Source organism: Methylomonas sp. AM2-LC (assembly GCF_039904985.1).
Lineage (GTDB): Bacteria > Pseudomonadota > Gammaproteobacteria > Methylococcales > Methylomonadaceae > Methylomonas.
This window is the reverse complement of sequence record NZ_CP157005.1, coordinates 4,228,353-4,249,619: the sequence shown is the minus strand read 5'-3', so window position 1 is coordinate 4,249,619 and position 21,267 is coordinate 4,228,353. Positions and strand designations below refer to the sequence as shown.

Annotated in this window: 16 protein-coding genes; 6 read left to right on the top strand and 10 right to left on the bottom strand. The window is 39.6% G+C overall.

What is annotated here, in order from left to right:
• Positions 1–153 precede the first annotated feature (153 nt).
• The 3 genes from ABH008_RS18905 to ABH008_RS18895 are packed head-to-tail and all read right to left on the bottom strand — an operon-like array spanning position 154 to position 1,579.
• The gene (locus tag ABH008_RS18905) at positions 154–414 is read right to left on the bottom strand and encodes a GIY-YIG nuclease family protein (RefSeq protein ID WP_347987164.1); all 261 of its coding nucleotides are present in this window, start codon (positions 412–414) and stop codon (positions 154–156) included.
• A 6-nt stretch (positions 415–420) separates the two neighbouring features.
• A complete protein-coding gene (rnhA, locus tag ABH008_RS18900) occupies positions 421–864 on the bottom strand; it encodes a ribonuclease HI (RefSeq protein WP_347987163.1) in 444 nt (147 codons plus the stop codon).
• A complete protein-coding gene (locus ABH008_RS18895) occupies positions 857–1,579 on the bottom strand; it encodes a methyltransferase domain-containing protein (RefSeq protein ID WP_347987162.1) in 723 nt (240 codons plus the stop codon). The genes rnhA and ABH008_RS18895 overlap by 8 nt, the downstream gene beginning before the upstream one ends.
• 88 nt (positions 1,580–1,667) lie before the next feature.
• Here ABH008_RS18895 and ABH008_RS18890 point away from each other — a divergent pair, with 88 nt between their 5' ends.
• Positions 1,668–3,266, top strand: coding sequence for a LysM peptidoglycan-binding domain-containing protein (locus tag ABH008_RS18890; protein ID WP_347987161.1), 1,599 nt, complete (start codon positions 1,668–1,670; stop codon positions 3,264–3,266).
• 81 nt (positions 3,267–3,347) lie between these two features.
• Here the strand turns inward: ABH008_RS18890 and ABH008_RS18885 are convergent, their stop codons facing one another.
• The 7 genes from ABH008_RS18885 to ABH008_RS18855 all read right to left on the bottom strand — a co-directional run bounded on the left by ABH008_RS18885 (position 3,348) and on the right by ABH008_RS18855 (position 13,337).
• The gene (locus tag ABH008_RS18885; protein ID WP_347987160.1) at positions 3,348–4,973 is read right to left on the bottom strand and encodes an ABC transporter ATP-binding protein; all 1,626 of its coding nucleotides are present in this window, start codon (positions 4,971–4,973) and stop codon (positions 3,348–3,350) included.
• Positions 4,974–4,987: 14 nt separating this feature from the next.
• Positions 4,988–6,325 carry an ABC transporter permease gene (locus ABH008_RS18880; RefSeq protein WP_347987159.1) on the bottom strand — a complete coding sequence of 446 codons (1,338 nt, stop codon included), beginning with the start codon at positions 6,323–6,325 and terminating at the stop codon, positions 4,988–4,990.
• Between the two features lies 1 nt (position 6,326).
• A complete protein-coding gene (locus tag ABH008_RS18875; protein WP_347987158.1) occupies positions 6,327–7,304 on the bottom strand; it encodes an ABC transporter permease in 978 nt (325 codons plus the stop codon).
• The gene (locus tag ABH008_RS18870) at positions 7,301–9,466 is read right to left on the bottom strand and encodes an ABC transporter substrate-binding protein (RefSeq protein ID WP_347987157.1); all 2,166 of its coding nucleotides are present in this window, start codon (positions 9,464–9,466) and stop codon (positions 7,301–7,303) included. Before ABH008_RS18870 ends, ABH008_RS18875 begins: the two co-directional genes overlap by 4 nt.
• A 141-nt stretch (positions 9,467–9,607) precedes the next feature.
• The gene (locus ABH008_RS18865; protein WP_347987156.1) at positions 9,608–10,606 is read right to left on the bottom strand and encodes a glycosyltransferase family 2 protein; all 999 of its coding nucleotides are present in this window, start codon (positions 10,604–10,606) and stop codon (positions 9,608–9,610) included.
• A gap of 9 nt (positions 10,607–10,615) precedes the next feature.
• Positions 10,616–11,485 (bottom strand): ChbG/HpnK family deacetylase, encoded by an 870-nt coding sequence (locus ABH008_RS18860; RefSeq protein WP_347987155.1) that lies wholly within the window; start codon positions 11,483–11,485, stop codon positions 10,616–10,618.
• Positions 11,424–13,337, bottom strand: a complete 1,914-nt coding sequence (locus ABH008_RS18855; RefSeq protein ID WP_347987154.1) for a phospholipid carrier-dependent glycosyltransferase — start codon at positions 13,335–13,337, stop codon at positions 11,424–11,426. The genes ABH008_RS18860 and ABH008_RS18855 overlap by 62 nt, the downstream gene beginning before the upstream one ends.
• Positions 13,338–13,781: 444 nt before the next feature.
• On the opposite strand from ABH008_RS18855, the gene ABH008_RS18850 reads away from it, so the two are divergent.
• The 5 genes from ABH008_RS18850 to ABH008_RS18830 all read left to right on the top strand — a co-directional run bounded on the left by ABH008_RS18850 (position 13,782) and on the right by ABH008_RS18830 (position 21,168).
• On the top strand, positions 13,782–16,727 hold the full coding sequence (locus tag ABH008_RS18850) for an HAD-IIIC family phosphatase (protein WP_347987153.1): 2,946 nt from the start codon (positions 13,782–13,784) through the stop codon (positions 16,725–16,727).
• Between the two features lie 40 nt (positions 16,728–16,767).
• Positions 16,768–17,751, top strand: a complete 984-nt coding sequence (locus ABH008_RS18845; RefSeq protein ID WP_347987152.1) for a glycosyltransferase family 2 protein — start codon at positions 16,768–16,770, stop codon at positions 17,749–17,751.
• A gap of 47 nt (positions 17,752–17,798) precedes the next feature.
• Positions 17,799–18,809 (top strand): glycosyltransferase family 2 protein, encoded by a 1,011-nt coding sequence (locus tag ABH008_RS18840; RefSeq protein WP_347987151.1) that lies wholly within the window; start codon positions 17,799–17,801, stop codon positions 18,807–18,809.
• 82 nt (positions 18,810–18,891) lie between these two features.
• Positions 18,892–19,839: an NAD(P)-dependent oxidoreductase gene (locus tag ABH008_RS18835; protein WP_347987150.1), complete on the top strand. Its 948-nt coding sequence runs from the start codon at positions 18,892–18,894 to the stop codon at positions 19,837–19,839.
• Between the two features lie 117 nt (positions 19,840–19,956).
• Positions 19,957–21,168 (top strand): glycosyltransferase, encoded by a 1,212-nt coding sequence (locus ABH008_RS18830; protein WP_347987149.1) that lies wholly within the window; start codon positions 19,957–19,959, stop codon positions 21,166–21,168.
• The last annotated feature ends 99 nt before the right edge of the window (positions 21,169–21,267 follow it).

The window sequence follows — 21,267 nt, the reverse complement described above, 5'->3', positions numbered from 1 at the left end:
AATTGTTGATGATTAAGATTGAATTAACTCGCTTCAAAACTTTCAGCTTTCAGTATAGTATTGGATTCAGATTAAGCAGGGTGTCTTTACTTAAATTTGCTTTTTTAGCCACAATATTTCTGGTTTTAAGGTCTTAGTCAATAATGGCTTGTTTTACGAATGTATTGATAATGCATGGGAAATTAACTTTAGTTTTAAATGATGTGGCATTTTTTTAATAACTGCTTCCCTGCAACTGGCTGAGCTTCGATTGTGACCCTGTTCGATATGAACGATGCTCAATGGTTGGCAATGCCTGAAGTATTTTGCTCCTTTTTGAGTCGCATGTTGCCGAAAACGTCTTTCGACATCAGTACTAATGCCTGTATATAAACTGTTGTCACTGCAGAGTATGATATAAACTGACCAAGTCATGTTGTACTAAGGTTGTTTTATGGATGATATGCCTTGATTGGCAAGTTCGTCGGCCCTCTCGTTACCGAAGTCACCCGCGTGTCCTTTCACCCAAATCCATTCTATGCTATGCCGTTGAATGGCCGTATCCAGGCGACGCCATAAGTCTTCATTTTTTACCGATTGATTTGCAGATGTTTTCCAGCCGCGCTTTTTCCAATTATTCATCCATTCGGTGATCCCTTGTAAGACGTATTTGGAATCAGTGTAAAGTTGAATTTGGCAACAAGAATGCAGGTTTTCCAGGGCTTGAATGGCTGCCATCAATTCCATGCGATTATTTGTGGTCGCCATCTCCCCACCACACATCACTTTCTCGTGGTCTTTATACTTTAAAAACACTCCCCATCCGCCGGGGCCTGGATTGCCTTTACAGGCTCCATCTGTGTAAATGCTGACTTTATTATTCATACTGTTGTTCTTCTAATGAGTTGGATTCCAAAATAATGCCTGCTGCTACCCTATTTTTCTGCTCTTGTCTCACTGGGGTTAAAGGGATTAAGGAATATTGTCTTTTGACTGCTTTTACGCCATAAGCCATGCCAAACAAAGTCATGGAGTTAAATTTAAATGAACTATAGTTGATTTTAAACGTATCAAGACCAAATTCGACCGTAGCCGTTACTTCGAAATTCATTAGTTTTAACCAATCCAGAATTCTTGAGCGGGGAATAAAATGGGCTCGCCAAGAATCTGCTAATTTTCTATCCCATAGAAACTGGCAGCGCACAGAAAAACTGAACGGATTAAAATTCAAAATAATTAATTCTCCACCCGGTTTTAATACTCGATTAACTTCGCGCATAGTCTGAAAGCGATGGGCGTCAAATTCCAAAATATGCGGTAAAATCACCAAGTCCATTGATTCCGTCATGATGGGCAAGCTGAATGCTTTAGCATTTACTTTTAGCGCACAATCGCAACCCACACCCTTGCCATCAAGTATTAAATAGTTCTCATACAGCGAGCAATCGATAAAATCGGTTTCCCAACCTAAGCCGCCCACTTGTAATTGTTTTTGTTTGCAACTACTCGTAATGGAGCGTTTTAAATAACGTGCTTCCATGGTTTGCAATAGCTTACCGCGAGGTGTTTGGTATAAAGTAAATAAGAATTTTCTTTTCATCGGACTCTGCCCAATTGGGAACGTTTATTTGGTATTTTAAGGCAAGCCATGATAGTATCGAGTTTTTTTATTTTAGCGAGTACAGACAATGCCCCGCTCAATTTCACAAAAATCGGCTCGACATCTGTCCTATTTACTGCCCATTTTATTATTAACAGGTTGTAGTGAAACTGCCCGTAAAGATCAGCTGGCAGAATTTTCTAGTAGCAAATTTTCAATTTTTACGCATGGTAACACTGAAAAACGTCGCAAGGATGGAGATAATCAAGCAAAGGAACATGCAACTATTTGGGATCGTATGCAATCCCTTTATGCGTTGCCAGATATAGATAATGCCAGAATTGATCGGGAAATAACTTGGTTTTTAAAAAACCCCGAATACTTGTCGCGCATTCAACAGCGAGCAGAACCCTATCTGTATTTTATTCTCAATGAAATTGAGGCAAAAAACATTCCTGGTGAAATGGCGTTGTTACCGGTTATTGAAAGTGCTTTTAGACCTGATGCGCAATCGCCCGCGCAAGCGTCCGGTTTATGGCAATTTATGGCGCCTACTGGACGTCTTTACGGCTTAAAACAAAACAGTTGGTATGATGGTCGCCGAGATGTGGTTGAATCCACGCAAGCAGCAACCACTTTTCTGAAAGAACTGGGGGAATGGTTTAATAACGACTGGTTATTGGCTTTAGCTTCTTATAATGCCGGCAAAGGGAATATTAAAAACGCCATTGAGAAAAATAATGATCGCGGCTTGCCTACTGATTTTTGGTCACTGGATCTTAATAACGAGACTTCAGCCTATGTGCCGCGTTTGTTGGCAATTGCAAAAATTTTTGCTAACCCTGAAAAGTATAACCTCAATTTACATCGATACCCGAATGAACCTTACTTCGAATTGGTTGATATTCAGTCACAGATAGATTTGGGTAAAGCTGCCGAAATGGCGCAAACACCCATAGATGATTTTTTTAAACTTAATCCAGGTTTTAATCGCTGGAGTACAGATCCAGCAGGGCCGCATCGTTTATTGATTCCAGTAGATAAAGCGGGTTCGTTTAAAGAAAAACTGGCTGAATTACCTCATCATGAAAGAATAAAATGGGTACATCACACGGTTGGCAAACACGAAAATATTAAGACTATCGCAAAAAAACACAACACCAGTGTTGATGATATTCAGCAGGTCAATCATTTAGACACTGACAATGTTGCTCAAGGTAATGTGTTACTGATCCCCATCTCTTATCAATCATTAAAAGGCGATTCTGGTAATGCTGTTGCCAGTGACTCAACCGTACCTAGTAATCATAGTCAGCCGCAACTGCCGTCTAAACAAATTTATATGACTAAAAAAGGCGATACGCTTTGGAGTGTATCCCAACATTTTGGCGTAGATAAAGATGATTTAGTTAATTGGAATAAATTGTCTGATAAATCATCATTGAAAGTAGGGCAAAAAATTCTAATTAAAAAGAGTGGTGATATCACGGTTGCTTCTGTGGCACCTGCCTTTAAGCAGATAAAATATACCGTTAAATCGGGTGACACATTGGGTCAAATATCAAAAAAATTCAATGTGAATGTCACCGAATTACGTAAGTGGAATAACGTACCGAAAAATAAAGCTGATATTAAACCCGGTACTGTTTTAAAACTCACTATTGAAACTGGGCAATCTGCAGGTTAACAATCGAAATCATTTTAAACCCACGGGGGGTGAAGCTATCATGGCTTACTACAAGTACCCTATTTGTCCCCTAATAGACACTTATTGCAAGTTCGATTTGGAAAAATCTATTTTCGGTACTGCTTGCAATAAGGATTGAGTGTATTCATGCTGAGGATGCATTAATACTTGTTCTACCATGCCTTGTTCAACAATTTTTCCTTTATACATTACCGCTACTTCGTCGGCCATTTCTGCCACCACACCAAAATTATGTGTAATCAATAAATAGCTTAAACCCTGTTCTTTTTGTAGCTGTTTCAGCAATGCAATAATTTGGGCTTGAACGGATACGTCTAGAGCGCTGGTCGGTTCGTCACAGATGATTAATTTTGGTTCAACTGCCAATGCTCGTGCAATACAGATGCGTTGTCTCTGTCCACCTGAAAATTCATGAGGATAACGCAGGGCAGAGTTTGCGGGCAAATCCACTTGTTGTAACAATTTAGCTACCCGACTTTTTCGTTGTTCGTCATTAAATTCGGGTCGTAAAGAACGTAAGCCTTCCTCTACGATATCACCCACCAGCATGCGCGGATTCATTGCTGAAAAAGGGTCTTGAAAAATGATTTGCATTTCAGTACAACGACGATGCAAATCCGAACTTCGCGATTGCTGAAGTTCTACGCCATCAAACACTATGTGACCTTCTCCTGCTTCGGTCAAATTCAGTAGACTTTTACCCAGACTGGTTTTTCCGCAGCCGGACTCTCCTACCATTGCCAATGTTTTTCCTTTTTGCAAGGAGAAACTAACACCATCGACAGCTTTAACATGACCAACAATGCGTTTGAAAATACCTGCTCTTATCGGGTAATATACTTTTAAATCATTTACTTGTAGCAAAGTGCTACTTGCGTCATTGTTTTTTTGCAAACAGCTGTTCATATCGGGTTGAGCTGCCAATAGTTTTAAACTATATGGATGTTGCGGGTGTTCAAAGAATGTTCGCGTGTTTGCCGTCTCCACGATTTTACCCTGTTGCATCACAGCAATACGATCTGCAATATTGGATACCAGTGCCAAATCATGAGTAATTATCCATAATGCCATGCCTGTTTTTTTCTGCAGGTTTTTCATGAGTGTCAAAACTTGAGCCTGGATAGTCACATCCAGCGCAGTGGTAGGCTCATCAGCAATGAGTAGATCGGGCTTGCCTGCTAAAGCCATAGCAATCATCACCCTTTGCCGTTGTCCACCCGACATTTGATGAGGATATTCGTTAATTCGTCGCTTTGGGTCTGGAATTTCTACTTGTTCTAATAGTTCTAAAACCTGTTGTTGACAATTCTGTTTCGCTAGCTGGAAATGCAGGTTAAGAACTTCGGCAATCTGTTCTCCTATGGTCATTACAGGGTTAAGCGCGGACATTGAATCCTGAAAAATTAAACCAATTCTGCGGCTACGTATCTTTGCAAAATCTATTTCAGGAATGGCCAGTAAATTGGTACCTTGTAGAGACAATATACCTGCCCGCATTTTGGCTGCATAGGGTAATAATCGCAGAACTGACAAAGCGGTGATGGATTTACCCGAACCTGACTCGCCAACTAATGCAAAAGTTTCACCTCGATAAATATTAAAGCTGATATCGTCAACCACTTTATTCTGTGATGCAAAGCTCACCTGCAAATTTTTGACTTCAAGAAGCGGATTGGGTGAATTCATATAATTTGTCTATTTTAAGAAACACGTTTGGGATCAAACGCATCCCGGACACTATCTGCAAAGAGATTAGCCGCCAGTACCAGTGTAAACATAAATACAAAAGCTGCAACCAAAGACCACCATACTAAGGGCTCGCGTGCTAGTTCCAGTCGTGCACTATTAATCATATTGCCCCAGCTATGAGTAGTAGGATCGACACCAATGTGAATATAGGATAATACTGCTTCAGCTAATACGAGCGAACTAAAATCTAAAACCACGGAAATCAATACGATATGCATTACGTTTGGAAAAATATGTCTGAACAAAATTGTTGCAGGCTTGACGCCCATGGCCCGTGCGGCCAGGATATATTCCATTTCGCGCAATTTCAGCGTTTCTGCGCGAAGCAATCGACATAAGCCCGTCCAATTGGTCACACCCAGGATCAGGCATAAAAATAGTAAACGCATATCCGCTCTTACCAATAGATTGGTAAAGTTTTCCGCGTGATTACTCATGTAGACTTGCACCATCAGAATCGAGGCCGCAATCAGTAAAACACTAGGTACAGAGTTAAGAGTGGTATAGATAAATTGAATCATATCATCTATCCAGCCTTTAAAATAACCAGCCATAATACCAAGCACAATCGCAAAAGGCAGCATCACCAGCGTTGTCAGGGTGCCAATCACCAAGCCAGTACGTATGCTTTTCAGTGCTTGATAAAACACATCTTCCCCAATTTTGTCCGTTCCGAATACGTGATAGTAATTGGATAAATAAAGTAGGGTGTATGCAATCACTATCAGTGCGCATAAGCTTATCCATACTGCTTTGGCGCTTGAGTTATCCAGAAGAGAAGGGTGGCGACGAAGATAAGCATGGCGAATGACAAAGTAAATAAATACCATTACTCCCGTAGATTGCATGATTGCAACCATAGTTTTACTGATAATATCTGCCGTTTTATCGGTATCAGGATTTTGCAAATGCCGACCGCCATGAACTAAGCGCGGATAATCCCAGTTTGTTGAGTTATCGGGATTAGTGACGGTTTCTTTGCTGTATAAATAGGCTGCAAATGGGGCAGAATAAGTTTTTTCACTACTGGTGCGCAATACCGCTACCCCCATATCCATTAGGCTAATTGCTTCGTTAGCCTGACTGTTTGCATCTTTGAAATGTATCGAGTCAGCCAAACCGATTAATACAAAACACAATAAAATTGTCAAAGATGCCATAGCTACTGAATTACTGGCAATTTTTTTTAGGGGGCGGCGCATATGCCGTTGCCGTGATAAATGCCAGGCAAACAGAGCGCTGCTCACCACTAATAAATAAACCAGTGCATCAGTCCATAACACCAACATCTTAGTTTAACCTCACGCGTGGATCCACTAAAGTATAAGAAATATCAGTGAGTAGTAGGCCAATAATATATAGGGTTGAACCTAAAAACACCATCGAACGGACAATAGCAAAATCCTGACGATTGATGGCATCAATGGTGTAGCTACCCAAACCCGGTATGCTGAAAAATGATTCCATAATTAAGCTACCCATAAATAAAAGCGGTAATATCACTACCACGCCTGTCAAAATGGGAATCATGGCGTTTTTCAAGACATGTTTAAACAATACTTCAGTTTCGCTGAGACCTTTGGCTCGTGCAGTGCGTACATAGTCTTTTTCCACTTCTTCTAAAAATAAGGTCCGATACCAACGCACGCCAGAGCCAATACCCGCTAACACACTTATGATGACTGGCAACAGTAGAAATTTAGTGGCGACTAAGCCTTCATCGTAGCCAGAAATAGGTAGTAATTTTAAGACCTTACTGATAAAAAACTGTCCACCTATAATGTAAAACAAAGACGATACCGACATCAGCACTACACAGCCTATACTGCCTAGTAATTCCAGATAACTGTATCGAAACAATACCAGTAACAATGCCATACTGATATTGGCTACCAGGCCAATGACTAAAGAGGGTAAAGCCAGTGCCAGACTTGGCCACATACGTTGTTTAATATCAGCACTGATATTGCTGCCGCTATCGGATATGCCGAAATCAAACCAGAACAAATTGATTGATTTTTGATAAAAAATAGTTTCTGTCAGTTGTTTTCCATTCTGCTGATCTTGGTTCCACAGCAAGGGTAAATCATAACCATGCTGATGTTTCCAGTTTTGTATCGCTTGTTCAGTAACACGTTTTTGTCCTAATTGCATACGTGCCATATCATCAGGACTATTGACTACAAAAAATAATACAAAAGTGAGTATATTTACAGCCATTAGTACAGGAATGGCATAGAGAAAGCGGCGAATTATATAACTTATCATAATTGCGTTTCCTGAAGACGTCGACGATATGCTCGGATTGCTGGATAAATGACGACAGCCATTGCCGCCGCGATTAGCAATAAGGGCCAGAATAGTGGTTGATTCCACTGGTGACGTTCTGCTTCTCTCAGTGCCGGATCTATGCGGATATATTTAAGGCGATTATTAATTAATTTTCCAGGTTTGAGGTTTTTATACCAAGCGTGATATAGGGCGAACTCTTTGGGATAATAACCGAATAACCACGGAACATCCTCTCGCACTATATCCTGCATCTGATTAATTATATGCTGCCGTTCAGCACCATTTTCCAAATTACGCATTTCTTCAAACAAATGATCAAATTTGGGGTTTATATAATTGCCAGCATTTTCTCCGCCTTGTTTGGCTTTGGCATTAGCGCCATATAGTAAGAAAAAGAAATTTTCGGGGTCTGGATAATCGGCGTTCCAACCCCAAACAAATATCTGCGCAGCCCCCGTACGCATTTTCTCTTGAAATCGATTGTAATCCGTTCCTCTTACCACTAATTGAATCCCTAGTTTGGCAAACTGTTTACGATACCAGTTCATCATGGCTTGATCGTCGCCACCGGAGGAAGTATCAAAATAGAGTAACAAGGCTTCATTAGTTTGTGGATCTATGCCATTAGTATATCCAGCTTCGGTAAGCAGTTGTTTGGCAATATTGATGGATTTACGTTCTGGTTTACCATTATGCCAATCATATACAATGGGATTAATCCCTTTTTGTCCCTCTTCATATCCAAAGATGCCGGGTGGAAGCACGCCTTGCGCTGCGACACCCCGTCCATTAGCAAATATGGCGATAAACTCTTCATAATCGACAGCAATGGCAATAGCTTGTCGTAGTTTGCGAGCTCGATCAGAATCGCCACCTACCACGTTATCCAGCATGTTAAAGCCCATATAGAAAATTGAGGAGCTTATTGAAGTTTGTAACTGAATGTGTTTTTCATGCATCATGGGTGTCAGTTGTGGGTCGCCGCTACCAGAGAACTGAACTGCCTGATCAAAGCTGTCTGAGCTAATGCCTGATGCGTCATAATAACCTTGTAAAAACTTTGTCCAATACGGAATAGTTTCTTTTTCCAAGGTAAAAATGACTTTATCTACAAACGGTAATTGTTTGCCAGCATCATCCAGCAAACCTTGTTCTTTATCTGTTGCTTCACCCTCGGATGGGTAAAAGTCTGAATGATAATTTGGGTTTTTGCTTAATATCATTCGTTTATTTGGGTTATTCTCTGCCAATAAATAGGGGCCTGTACCTACTGGAAACCAATCTAAGCTAATGTTCTTATTTTTTAAAGCTTGCTGTGCATAAAAGGCATCCGCTTCCCAGGGCATTGGAGCAAAAAATGGCATTGCTAACCAGAATTGAAACTGAGGGTATTTGCCTTTGATACGTACACTGTACTGATAGTCGCTCAATACTTGTACTCCACTCATATTTAGACTTTTCAGGTCTTTAATATCCAGCGTGGCACTGTTTTTGGCAAACTCGGCAAAGCCATCAATATATCCAGCCATCAATTCGGCTATAGAGGAATGAATTTTCGGAAAAGCTAAACGTTTTATCTGATAAACATAATCAGCAGCCAGTAATTCTCGACTTTGCTGAATTTTAAAATCGCCTAAAGTAGTAATATCAGATAATTGTTCTGCACTCAGTTGGTGATATAAAAAGTTACCCTTATCGTTTTTGCTGAAAGCCGGGTGAGGTTGGTAGTATATTTTTTGTTTAATATCAATGATGTATTCACTGAAAATAATGTCTTTTTCGTTAGCCGTTTCAGGCAAAACCTGACCTTGCTGGTCCAAATATCGCACCTTGGGTAGTTGTGCGGCTGTTAAAGCTTGCAATTGATAAGGGCGTTTTAGATAGTCATATTGCAGGGGAGGTTCATAGATTTGACAAATAAAACCATATTCATCAGAACTATAAGCAATAGCAGGGTCTAGATGTTTAGGGCGCTCTGCAAACGAAGAATATACTATAATTTGCCCATTACCCTCGTCAGCATAGGGGTTATTAAGCTCTGATATATCGCAACCAGTTTGTGAAACCGTAAGTAATATTAAATACAGGTTACGAATAATTAATTTAGACAATATCCTGGACATGGCAAAGGGGGTCATAAAACGTGTCTGCATTCTATCAATAAGCCATCAAAATAATAAGAAATAAAACCATATTACATAGAAACAATAAAACTGGTCCTACGTCTAGAAAAATTAAAATCTTTTTTAATTTTAAAGCTATTAGTTTATTTGCTGTTTTTAATTAAAATGTTGGTCACCTGTGTGTGTTTTGGCGTTTCTTGATCTTCGCTCTACCCCTACACTCGCGCGTATCAAATAGTGTGGTCTAGCTTTTACTTCCTCATAGATTTTGGCAATATACTCACCAATAATGCCCAAGCTAATCATAATAAAACTTCCAATAAGCAACAAACTGATAATGGTGGTAGCAAATCCAGACACGGCTTGACCTTGAATTAAAGATACAATCGCGTCACTCGCTACAAAAAAGCCTAAAATCAGGGTAGCAATGCCCAATACCGTAATAATACGTAAGGGTAGTGAGGTAAAGGAAGTGAGGGCGGTTATCGATAATTCTAATAGTGACCAGAAAGACCATTTACTATTACCTTCCAGTCGGTTGTCAACATCGAAGTAAATATAAGCTTCGTTAAATCCTATCCAGCTAGTTAAACCACGAAAAAACCGTTGTCGTTCCGGTAACTGGTGGATGATAATATCCACGATTTCTCTATCCATCAACTTAAAGTCTGAGGAATTATTAATATTAATTCCACCTAGCCCAGAAATCATTTTATTGATGCAATACGCAGTGGTTTTTTTTGCCAGAGTATCAGTGTCACGGCTGCGTTTAACTGCATGGACGATTTGTATACCATCTTGCCATTTATTTAACATCTCGGGTATTAATTTTGGAGGATGTTGCAGGTCAGCATCAATAGTAATGATGACATCACCTTTACTATGTTCTAATCCAGCTAACATTGCACCTTCTTTACCGAAGTTACGGCTAAGTGCCAGAGCTTTAATGCGCGAGTCTTGCCTAGCTAGTTCACTGATACACTGAAAGGTTTGATCGTGACTGCCGTCGTCTACAACAATAATTTCCCAGTTAATTTTACAGGTGGCTAAAATTTCGATGATATGTTGAATAGCGATGCGAATACCTTGTTCCTCATTGTAGGCAGGTACCACGACACTTAATAAATAGGCTGTTGTGTTTTCTAAATTCATCATGTGTTTATTTTAATGGTGATAACGCCCTAAAAAAATGCCAAATTTATCGTACAAATTTTGCAGTTCAGCGCTCTGTAAGAGTGCTAGTTCTTGTTCCCAGTGATGATAGGCAATTAATTGCGGATGGATGATTTCATCGGCTGCAAAATAGCCTGGGTGACACATCAGCTCATAGGTTTGACCCGGTTTCAAGGTTGCAAAAAGTTTGTCCAAATATTGAATTGTAAGCTTACCACTACTACCCAAACCCAAAAAAATCGGCATCGGTCGGGTGATGTGCCACTGGTTAATGCTTGCCATTCCTTGCATCAATATATTGCGTACTAATGCGGTACCGCTCATTGGTAATAACCAGTCTGCCTTGGTTAGACGTACAAAAGGAATATTAAAATCGTTGGCAAGTTGTAATATTAAAGGAAACAGAATCGGTAACATATGGATGTGTTCGTGAGAGTTCAAAAATACTAATCGTCTCCCTCCACAGGCTTCTATTTGTGCATGCCACTCCTGGCGTATGTGTTGGATACTGATTTTTTGATTTAAAATCATCAAGCTCATGCGATAAGCACTAGGAAATAAACCTTGATTTTTATCTAGTAGCATTCTCATCTGCTCGGTGCAAGGTTCTCCGCTCGTTAAATTCAGATGCACACCTAAATCAATATTCTGCAAAGTATCCAGTTGTTCTAGTTGCGTAGTTAAATTCGGTTTATTTGCAATAATACCTGTAGCACTTAATTTTCCAGCTTTAGCAGCGTCCAGGATACCGCGGCTAACAGCTGGAAAATAAGCGTAATCATCAGCATTCACTATTAAATTAATGGGCAAACGCTTGGTCATTTGTATTGTCAGTTGCGTGAAATAAGGTATAGCGTCCATAGGTTTTTACCGGCTGCAAATAAGCTTTTGCGCTATCTGGTAAGCTATCTAATATGGGGTTGCGTATGACATAATAATCGTGGTTTGCAGTTGCTAAATGCTGTTGCAGCGCTTCAAGATTAGGGATTTCTATGACTTTGCCACGTAAATAAAATTGTGCAGAATAGTCTATTTTTTCATTCAGATAAATTAATCGCTCACCCGTATTGGCTAATGCTGAATATGCTTCTACTAAGCGTTTTTGGGAAGGGAAGAAATCGGATTCAGGACGTTGATAACTAAAGACTAGACCTAAAAACAGCAAAGGCACCAATAAGCTTAAAATAGCGCGCTGAACTCTTGAACCAGTCAGGCTGTCGGCGAGTACCAGGGCTAAGCCAGCCAAGCTAGGTAAAACGTAAGTCCAGATTATATTAGCAGAAATACTAAAAAATAGGAGTGGTGTTAGCATCCATAGCCAACCATATAATAACCAACCATCGCCAGAATAAAATAGTTGTTTGGCTTCCTTATGTAGCAATTTATTGCTGAGTTTATACAGTAATATGAATGACCATGGAAAACTACCGCCTAACCAGTAAAGCCAGATCATTCCATGTGCGTGACCTCGACCAACGCCATAAAGATCACCTTTCCAGCCGGGTTCTGTAAAACGTTTCCAGTGTTCACCGATAAAAAAATATTCCAGAAACCCAGGTGTACGCAGTTCTGCCAACCAATACCATGGCGCACAGAGACACAACATTAATAATGTACCTCGAATCCACGGTATACGTTGCCAAATATCCAGCCATCGACCAGTAAGCAAAGTCCACAAGCCAATACTCGTGCCACACAACACCAGTGTGATAGGTCCTTTTGCCATTAAACCAATACTAAGACCGAAAAAAAACAGATAACCCCATAGCGCTTTTTCTCCACGTAAAGCCAGCCAAAAGGCCGCAAGCGCTAAAGTAATGCCAAAATTCATGGCTAAATCCATAGCCACTGTGCCTGTCATTACGAAAAACAGCACGGTACTAGATAAAATTAACAGTGCTGATAGCGCTTTTTCACTGCCTTTTTGTATTCTAACTAGATAGTAAATAATCCAAGCCACGCCAACATTGAGCACTACAGAAGGTAGTCGAGCTGCAAATTCATTGATACCCACCAAGTTTAAGCTACCAGCGGTTAACCATATGGTTAGGGGGGGTTTCCCCCAAAATGGCACCCCATATTCAATCATAGGTGTTACCCAGTTGCCTGTTTCCACCATTTTGCGAGCCATCTCGGCATAACGTGACTCGGAAGGATCGTATAAAGGATACAAACTCAAGGTGAGTAAGCGTATCAATAACATTGTTAGTACCAACCCTATAATAAAATAGGGTTTTTTGATAAGGGCAGTGATTTTCAGTAGAGACGTTTCCGACGTCTTATCCATCTTAAAAGTCCAAAGTATATTGGCAAAAAAATTCCAGACCAAGACCAACACGGTAGTCATGATTTGAGCATAAAGGTAATAGAAATGAGGAATTAATATTGCCATAAAGGCCACATTAAATCCCATTCCACAGCAAGCAATTAAAGCAAATTTCGGGAAAGTTTGAGTATGTCGCTGCCCAGAATTAAAAGTTAGCTTAAAATTTAAAAAATAATTGACTAATAACCCGGCTATTGCTCCGTAAGCTGTTGCAGATAAGGGCTGTATGTTTTGCCATTCTACCAAAGCGAACAAAACCGTATAGTGTGCTAACGTTCCCAGAATGCCTACTAATGCAAATGATAAAAACTTACTGAGCACGCTACTCACATTTGATGTTAATTTATTGATGTTCGATGATAAATAATGTTTGACTGCGATAGGCATGGATGCAGCTAATAAAAGCTGAAAAACTATCGGTTATGCATACTATTTAAACAAGGAGTTGGCTGGTTAGTTTCTCAAAATTTTCTTTATAATGCTATGGCAACAACTAATTAGCCTTATAACTGCTTAGGTTGAAAATGGCCAATAGCATAAAGTTATCTAAGGTTTTCACTTGTTTACGATGACATTTGTTTACATAAAAAAGAGTGTTTACCTAGCTGAAAGTTAAGCTTGCCCTATAGGGTTGTCGCCATTGCAAGATAAGCTATACTGGTATACTATCAGTTTAATAATAGTGTTGTTGAAAGTGTAATGCTGATAATGGCTAAAATTAGATAACTATTCTACAAATATCTTTTCGGGTAAGTTTTAGGATTGTTACGTCCAAGACAGAATTTTATTGTTGTCACCGTCAATGACTCATTTTTACCTAAATAACACCCTATGATACGCACTAAAACTTCTCAGGAAAGCACTCCAACTCCAATCGTAATAGTATCCAGTTTTACTGCAGAACCCGTTGAGAGTATTTTATCAGCTTGGATGAGTACTTTGCATTTATATGGGGGAATTGAGTTTGCGCCATATAATCAAATTTTCCAGCAACTACTGGATCCGTTGAGCCTGATGCACAAAAACCAGGGTGGAATTAATATTCTGCTATTACGTTTTGAAGACTGGTTACGAGCTGAAAAACAGGCTGATGCTAATAAATTATTAAGCTTGTACAATGAGTTGTGTAGCGCCATTCATTCTGCGGTGCTAGCATTGAAATCGCCGTTAATAGTCTGTATCTGTCCAAATTCGCCCGATACTAATCAGTTATCGACACACAGCGATTTGTTTAATAGCTTGCAAAACAACATCGAAGAAGAGTTTAAATCACTGTCTAATTGTTATTTTATAAGCACAGCGGATTGGGAAAATTATCCTTTAGCTGGTTATTATGATGCCACAAGAGATGAATTAGGACATATACCTTATACACCTGTTGGATACGCGGCCTTGGGTACCGTTTTATCTCGTAAAATTTATTCGATTAAATCTGCGCCTTATAAAGTTATCGTGTTGGATTGTGATAATACATTATGGGGAGGAGTGATTGGCGAAGAGGGTCTGCAAGGTATTGATGTTTCAGCAGATTGGCAATTTTTGCAAACCTTTATGTTAGCTCAAAAGCAAGCTGGTATGCTGTTGTGCTTATGCAGTAAAAATATAGAAGAGGATGTGCTAGAGGTATTAGATCAGCATAAAGACATGCGCATAAGGCGCGAGGACATCGTTTCATGGCGTGTTAATTGGCAGCCAAAATCTGAAAATATACGTTCATTGGCTTTAGAACTGAACTTGGGCTTGGATGCCTTTATCTTTGTGGATGATAATCCAATGGAATGTGAAGAAGTTCGGGTTAATTGCCCTGAAGTTTTAAGCCTGAATCTGCCTAAACAGCATATTCCTGATTTTTTAAAACATATTTGGGTGTTTGATCGCATTAAAGCCACTTCAGAAGATAAAATGCGTACTAGTCTTTATCAACAGGATGTTGCGCGGAAAAACCTGGAAAAAACCTTTAGTAATTATCAGGATTTTTTGGATGGACTTGAGCTTGAAGTCAATATTGCTGAGCCGGGGCAAGAGCAAATAGCGCGTGTGGCACAACTGACGCAGCGGACTAATCAGTTTAATAATACTACCATCAGGCGTTCAGAAATTGATATTCAACGTCTTGGCGAAGCCCATCTACAAGTGCGGATGGTTGAGGTAAAAGACCGGTATGGTGATTATGGTTTAGTTGGAGTGCTAATTTTTGGAATAGAAAGCCAAGCGCTTTGTATTCAGTCGTTTATGTTGAGTTGCAGAGTGCTTGGTCGCGGCGTAGAAAACCATATTTTGAAATATATGGCTAGTATTGCTTTCCAACATAATTTGCCCGTTTTACGCATACCTTATATACCCACTCCTAAAAACATTCCTATTCTGCACTTTTTAGAAAATATAGCCACACAGAAAGTAGAGCAAAACGATGGATCTTTAGTATTTGATATTAGTACTGATAGTGCGGCTCAGATGAATGCGATAGTGCGTACTGATGCCAGTGTGGAAACGTCAAAACCGGTAACAGATGCGTCAGTGACTGGGCAAATTACTAATAGTAAAACAGTGATTGATTTGAGTTTGGCTCAGACAACCACCCATTTACAGAGCGCTGAAAAAATATTGGCTTGGGTAGAAAAGCTAACAGCTAAACGCTGCCGTAATAATACAGAAGACTTAGTATTGCCTAAAACAGAAGTTGAAAAGCGGTTAGTCGCAATATGGCAAAGCATTTTGAATATTAATAGCATTAGTACCCAAGATGATTATTTTGAGCTGGGTGGCAGTTCGCTATTAGCTGTTCAGCTTATCGTAGAAGTGGAGCAAGCATTTAGTGTGACATTACCGCTTACTTCGGTTCTTGAATACCCTACAATTCAGGGGTTGGCCACACGTATTCAGCTTGATGTAGGCCAAAATGTTATAAAGCAGCCTATACTTTTGAATAAAAGCACAGCATCTAGAATTATTTATTTCATTCATGACGGTGATGGCGAAGTACTGTTATATCGTAATCTGGCATTACATCTAGAGGCAGATTTTCAGGTTTATGGCATAAAACCACGCGGACAAGCTAATTATCCAATGTTGGATACCTGCATGGAAGACATGGCAGCTTATTATATTCGACAAATTTATGAGATACAGGCTCAAGGTCCTTATCTGTTAGGTGGTATGTGCGCTGGTGGTGTCATTGCTTATGAAGTTGCCAGGCAATTAAGGGCGGATGGGCATAAAGTAGACTTTGTCGGTTTGATAGATGCGGCTGATGTTTTAGCCACAAAACGGCAGGGTCGCATCGCCAATGCCAGATTAACTCGTATCAGTTCGGTTTTGGACAATGAACAAAACAATCATCTAGTTCTGCGTTTGATCACTATTTGTAAAGTGATAAGCAAAAAAATAGTTAATTTAATTCGTTATGAAATAAGCTCTAGACTAAATAAATGGCAAGCTAGTTTAAAAGTGTATTTACTCGGTGAGTATCAACGCAGACAATGGAGTTTGCCAAAGTTTCTGTCCGATATAGAGGTACGCTATGTTTATCTGTATGCAGAAACAAACTATAAACCTGAAACGGGTATAGATAATGAGTTAGTGTTATTTAGAGCGACTGAAGGCCATGATGCAGATACACCCTATGTAACTATTTATGTTGATCCATTATTTGGCTGGGGAGAACGAACAACCGAAGGTGTTAAAGTCTATGATATTCCAGGAGGACATTCCAGTATGTTGCAAGAGCCGAATGTAAAACAGATGGCAGATTGTATTCGCGAATATGTCAAAATATAACGCTTAATCATGATTATGGACGTTTACATGGGATTAACATATGCATTTTGAGCAGCCAATTACCTTATTGGTGGTCATTGTTAATTATTGCACTAGTCAGCTGACTATCAATTGTTTGAAATCTTTGCAGAACCAAATAATGACTTTTTCAGGTGCTCATGTGGTAGTTGTGGATAATCAATCTCCAGATAGTTCTGTGTCAGACTTGCGGACAGCAATTGAAGAACAGCAATGGAACAGTTGGGTGAGTTTGATGGTATCACCCCAAAACGGTGGATATGCTTATGGAAATAATCATGCCATACGTGCAGCGTTAGCCGAATCCTTTCCTCCTGCATATCTGTGGTTGTTAAATCCTGATACAGAAGTCAAGCCAGGAGCAATGCAAACATTATATGAGTTTATGCAGTCTCACCCAGAATGCGGTATAGCGGGAGGCAGTTTTGAAAATCAGGATGGTAGTGATTGGCCTATCGCTTTTCGTTTTCCATCGCTATTGAGCGAGTTAGACAACGGCCTTAGGCTAGGTATAGTGACCCGTTTACTTGCTAAATGGGTTGTTGCCAGAGAAATGGATAAACACAATGCCCAAGTGGATTGGATGGCCGGTGCCAGTATGATAATCCGTCGTGAAGTTTTTGATAGTATTGGTCTTATGGATGAGCAATATTTTCTTTACTATGAGGAAACTGATTTTTGCTTTCAGGCTAAAAAAGCGGGCTGGAGTATTTGGTATGTGCCAGAAAGTCGCGTTATGCATATTGCCGGGCAAAGTACCAAACTCACTATTAGAAATGTAAAACCTAAACGTATCCCAAAATATTGGTTTGAGTCGAGGCAGCGTTATTTTGTTAAAAATCATGGCAAGATATATGCATTAATAGCCGATTTGATTTGGATTTTAGCTTATCTTTTATGGACCTTAAGACGGTTGATACAAGGTAAATCGAATCAGGATCCTCCTTACTTATTAAGAGACTTTATTGCAAATAGTTTGCTTTTTAGTTGTTTAAAAGTTTTTTGAGTGTAGCGTGAGCTGTTTTTAGATGAATTTATTTTCAGGAACATTGAATGGATGAAAACAGGTCGCTTAATTCTAATAAATATTTAGAATCTTTAGGTATAGTTGTCATTGGGCGTAATGAAGGGGAACGCTTGCAGCGTTGTCTAGATTCTTTGCAGGGAAAAGTAGAGAAAATTGTCTATGTTGATTCGGGTTCAACAGACGATTCTTTACTACTGGCAAAACGTATGGGTGTTACTACCGTTGCGCTGGATTTGTCAATTCCGTTTACAGCGGCACGAGCGCGTAATATTGGTTTTAAACATTTGTTGTCACTTGATGCGAATATACAGTATGTACAGTTTGTGGATGGTGATTGTGAAGTGATCGCGACATGGTTAAATAATGCCTTAGATTTTTTAATACACCACTCTGATTGTGCTGTTGTCTGTGGGCGCCGACGTGAACGTTTCCCCCAAAAAACTATTTACAATCAATTATGTGATTGGGAGTGGGATGGGCCGACTGGAATAGTTAAAGCCTGTGGCGGTGATGCGATGATGCGTGTTGATGCTTTACTTGCAGTAACAGGATATCGAGACGGATTAATTGCAGGTGAAGAGCCGGAGCTTTGTGTACGTTTACGTGGAGCAGGATGGCAGATTTGGCGGTTATCTGAAGAAATGACTTTGCATGATGCAGCAATGTTTAAGTTTAGTCAGTGGTGGAAGCGCTCCATTAGGGGCGGTTATGCTTTTGCTGCGGGTTGTTATCTTCACGGTTTTACCCAAGAAAGACATTCTTTACTAGAAAGTTCCAGAATTTGGTTGTGGGGAGGTGTTATTCCTATCGTTATTCTATCTGGATCTGTGTTGGTATCACCTTGGGTATTACTTGCTTTTGGCGTTTATCTTTTGCAAATTCTACGTTTGGCCCTAAGATTCTCGCCAACGAATTCTGATGCATGGTTATATGCATTCTTTATGGTGATCTGCAAATTTCCTGAGTTGGTTGGACAGGTTAAATTTATTATCAGTCAATTGAAAGGTACAAAAGAAATACTAATCGAATATAAATGAGCAACCTAATCTGCCAAATATTGTTTAATCAAGCTAATGCGGTCTCTCTTTAAAGAGTCATAACCCCTATCCTTAATGTTCTATGAAACTTTTGATTACAGGTGCAACTGGGTTTGTCGGAAAACAGCTTGTATATGCGGCCTTAGCTTGCGGATATGATGTTGTCGCTATGTTCAGGGGAAATGCTCTCTCGAGTTTGGCGTGTCATGAGAATTTAGAATTAATGAAATGTGATTTGTCTGTGGATGAAATTCCACCATTGAGCACTTTCAAAATTGATTGTGTTGTTCATCTTGCGGCTGATCTGCATCCTGCCAAAAACCAGTCTATAGAGCAATTACTAATTGGTACCGAAAAATTAATCACTGCAATGCAACTGGCGGGTATTACTAAATTAGTTGGTGTAAGCAGTCTTTCAGTATTGGATTATCAAGCTTTAAAACCGATGACCAGTATTGATGAAAATTTATCAGTAGCGACTCAATTTGACAAAATGAGCCGCTATTCAGCATTTAAATCCTCACAAGAAGCGGTTTTTAGGGCTTTTTCAGAACAGGGTGCAAATTGCATCATTCTTAGACCAGGCCTTATCTATAATCAAAATATGATCAATACTGCTTATGCAGGAATTATAAAAAGTAGGTATCAAATACTAATTGATCATTTAGGCGAAGTGCCGCTTGTTGAATTAGGTTCTGTGATTGATGCAATCTTGGCATCGGTTACGTTAGATTCCTGTAATCAACAAGTTATACATCTTGTTGATGATCATTTACCCAATCAAACTCAGTATCAGGCGCTATTACGACAGGTTGGATTAATAAAACCTGGCGGTATTCGAGTATCTTGGTGGATTATGCAGGTGCTGATTGTGCACATTTTATATCCAATGGCAAAGTTATTGCGTTTTGATGGTTGTTTGCCAGAAATATTTTTACCTCATGCTTTTGCATTAAGATTGAAGCCCTTTAAATTTTCCAATTTAAAGGCAAAGCAACTTTTACATTGGAAAGCTAACCGTTTGCTATAAGTGATTTATTTTGGATTTTGCCTGAAAAAATTGCATTTTTGTGTGGCTAAGGTAGCTATAAGCGGCTGGCATCACGCGTAATCTTTACTATTCACTTCTACTTTTACATAGATGTTTATGAAAATCGCTTATATTACAAGTGTTTATGGTCGTTCTAGTGATACATTTATTCGTAATGAAGTTTTAGGGCTTCGAGACAGAGGACATGAGGTCTATACCTTTTCTATACGCAGAGAAAGTGGGCAAGGGGAGTTGAGCATTGATGTTGCTAGTGAGCAATCGACCACTGATTATATTTTAGAGAAACCCCTAATATTGTTAATATACAGTACGTTGTTAGTTTTTATATGCTCTCCTTTACGTATGTGTAGGGCAATTTTATTGGCCTGGAAGACACATATACCCGGTATTAAAGGACTATTTAACCAATGTGCTTATCTTTTGGAGGCAAGCTATCTTACGCGCCGAATGGGCAAGCTAGGCATTGATATTTTGCATAATCACATCGCAGAAAATTCGGCCAACGTAGCAATGTTGGCATCACTTTTATCTAATGTACCTTTTAGTATGACGGTACATGGTCCTGGCATTTTTTTTCATCCTAAACAATGGGTATTGGGTGAGAAGGTAGCGCGTTCGGCATTTACAGCGACTATAACAAATTTTTGTAGAAGTCAATGTATGTTATTTACTGATACCAAGTACTGGCACAAATTACATATAATACGTTGCGCGGTGGGTAAAGACTTTGAATCGCCAAGCACTATCCCTATTTCTGAGGCACCTCGCTTAGTTTTCGTTGGTAGACTTTGCGCTGAAAAAGGGATGCAGATACTAATTCAGGCTGTCACTAAGCTTGTTGAGTCAGAATTTAGTTTAGAACTGATTTTAATTGGTGATGGACCGATGCGTTCCGAAATCGAAGCATTGATAAAACAGAAAAATCTTGGCAGTGTCATTCAGATTTTGGGTGCAAAAAGCAGTTCTGATGTACGCAATGAAATTAAACAGAGTAGGGCGTTAGTTTTGCCAAGTTTTGCAGAAGGTCTTCCTGTCGTTATTATGGAAGCTTTTGCATTAGGTCGTCCTGTTGTCGCAACCCAGATTGCTGGGATTCCCGAATTAGTTGTTAATGGTGTTAATGGATGGCTTGTGCCTCCTGGGTCTGTAGAGTGTCTAGAGCATGCATTGATCGAAGTCATAACGACTAGACCCTCAGTTTTACAGCAAATGGGACTAGAGGGGGCTGGCAGAGTACAGGAATTTCATAAGCTTTCTAATGAGCTGGATAAATTAGAATGTTTATTAAAAAGTGCGGTTTATCAATAGCGTGACAGGTGTATTAAAAAGGCAATTGTGATTTTGTATGGGTAGGTAAAATCAGATTTTCGATTATCTTAGGCGGGGTATCACTTGAACGGCCAACTA

Coding starts and splice junctions, on each gene's coding strand:
- ABH008_RS18845 (WP_347987152.1), top strand. CDS start 16,768: ATGCATTTTGAGCAGCCAATTACCTTATTGGTGGTCATTGTTAATTAT.
- ABH008_RS18870 (WP_347987157.1), bottom strand. CDS start 9,466: ATGACCCCCTTTGCCATGTCCAGGATATTGTCTAAATTAATTATTCGT.
- ABH008_RS18905 (WP_347987164.1), bottom strand. CDS start 414: ATGACTTGGTCAGTTTATATCATACTCTGCAGTGACAACAGTTTATAT.
- ABH008_RS18865 (WP_347987156.1), bottom strand. CDS start 10,606: ATGATGAATTTAGAAAACACAACAGCCTATTTATTAAGTGTCGTGGTA.
- ABH008_RS18850 (WP_347987153.1), top strand. CDS start 13,782: ATGATACGCACTAAAACTTCTCAGGAAAGCACTCCAACTCCAATCGTA.
- ABH008_RS18875 (WP_347987158.1), bottom strand. CDS start 7,304: ATGATAAGTTATATAATTCGCCGCTTTCTCTATGCCATTCCTGTACTA.
- ABH008_RS18835 (WP_347987150.1), top strand. CDS start 18,892: ATGAAACTTTTGATTACAGGTGCAACTGGGTTTGTCGGAAAACAGCTT.
- ABH008_RS18855 (WP_347987154.1), bottom strand. CDS start 13,337: ATGCCTATCGCAGTCAAACATTATTTATCATCGAACATCAATAAATTA.
- ABH008_RS18885 (WP_347987160.1), bottom strand. CDS start 4,973: ATGAATTCACCCAATCCGCTTCTTGAAGTCAAAAATTTGCAGGTGAGC.
- ABH008_RS18890 (WP_347987161.1), top strand. CDS start 1,668: ATGCCCCGCTCAATTTCACAAAAATCGGCTCGACATCTGTCCTATTTA.
- ABH008_RS18860 (WP_347987155.1), bottom strand. CDS start 11,485: ATGGACGCTATACCTTATTTCACGCAACTGACAATACAAATGACCAAG.
- ABH008_RS18830 (WP_347987149.1), top strand. CDS start 19,957: ATGAAAATCGCTTATATTACAAGTGTTTATGGTCGTTCTAGTGATACA.
- ABH008_RS18880 (WP_347987159.1), bottom strand. CDS start 6,325: ATGTTGGTGTTATGGACTGATGCACTGGTTTATTTATTAGTGGTGAGC.
- ABH008_RS18895 (WP_347987162.1), bottom strand. CDS start 1,579: ATGAAAAGAAAATTCTTATTTACTTTATACCAAACACCTCGCGGTAAG.
- rnhA (WP_347987163.1), bottom strand. CDS start 864: ATGAATAATAAAGTCAGCATTTACACAGATGGAGCCTGTAAAGGCAAT.
- ABH008_RS18840 (WP_347987151.1), top strand. CDS start 17,799: ATGGATGAAAACAGGTCGCTTAATTCTAATAAATATTTAGAATCTTTA.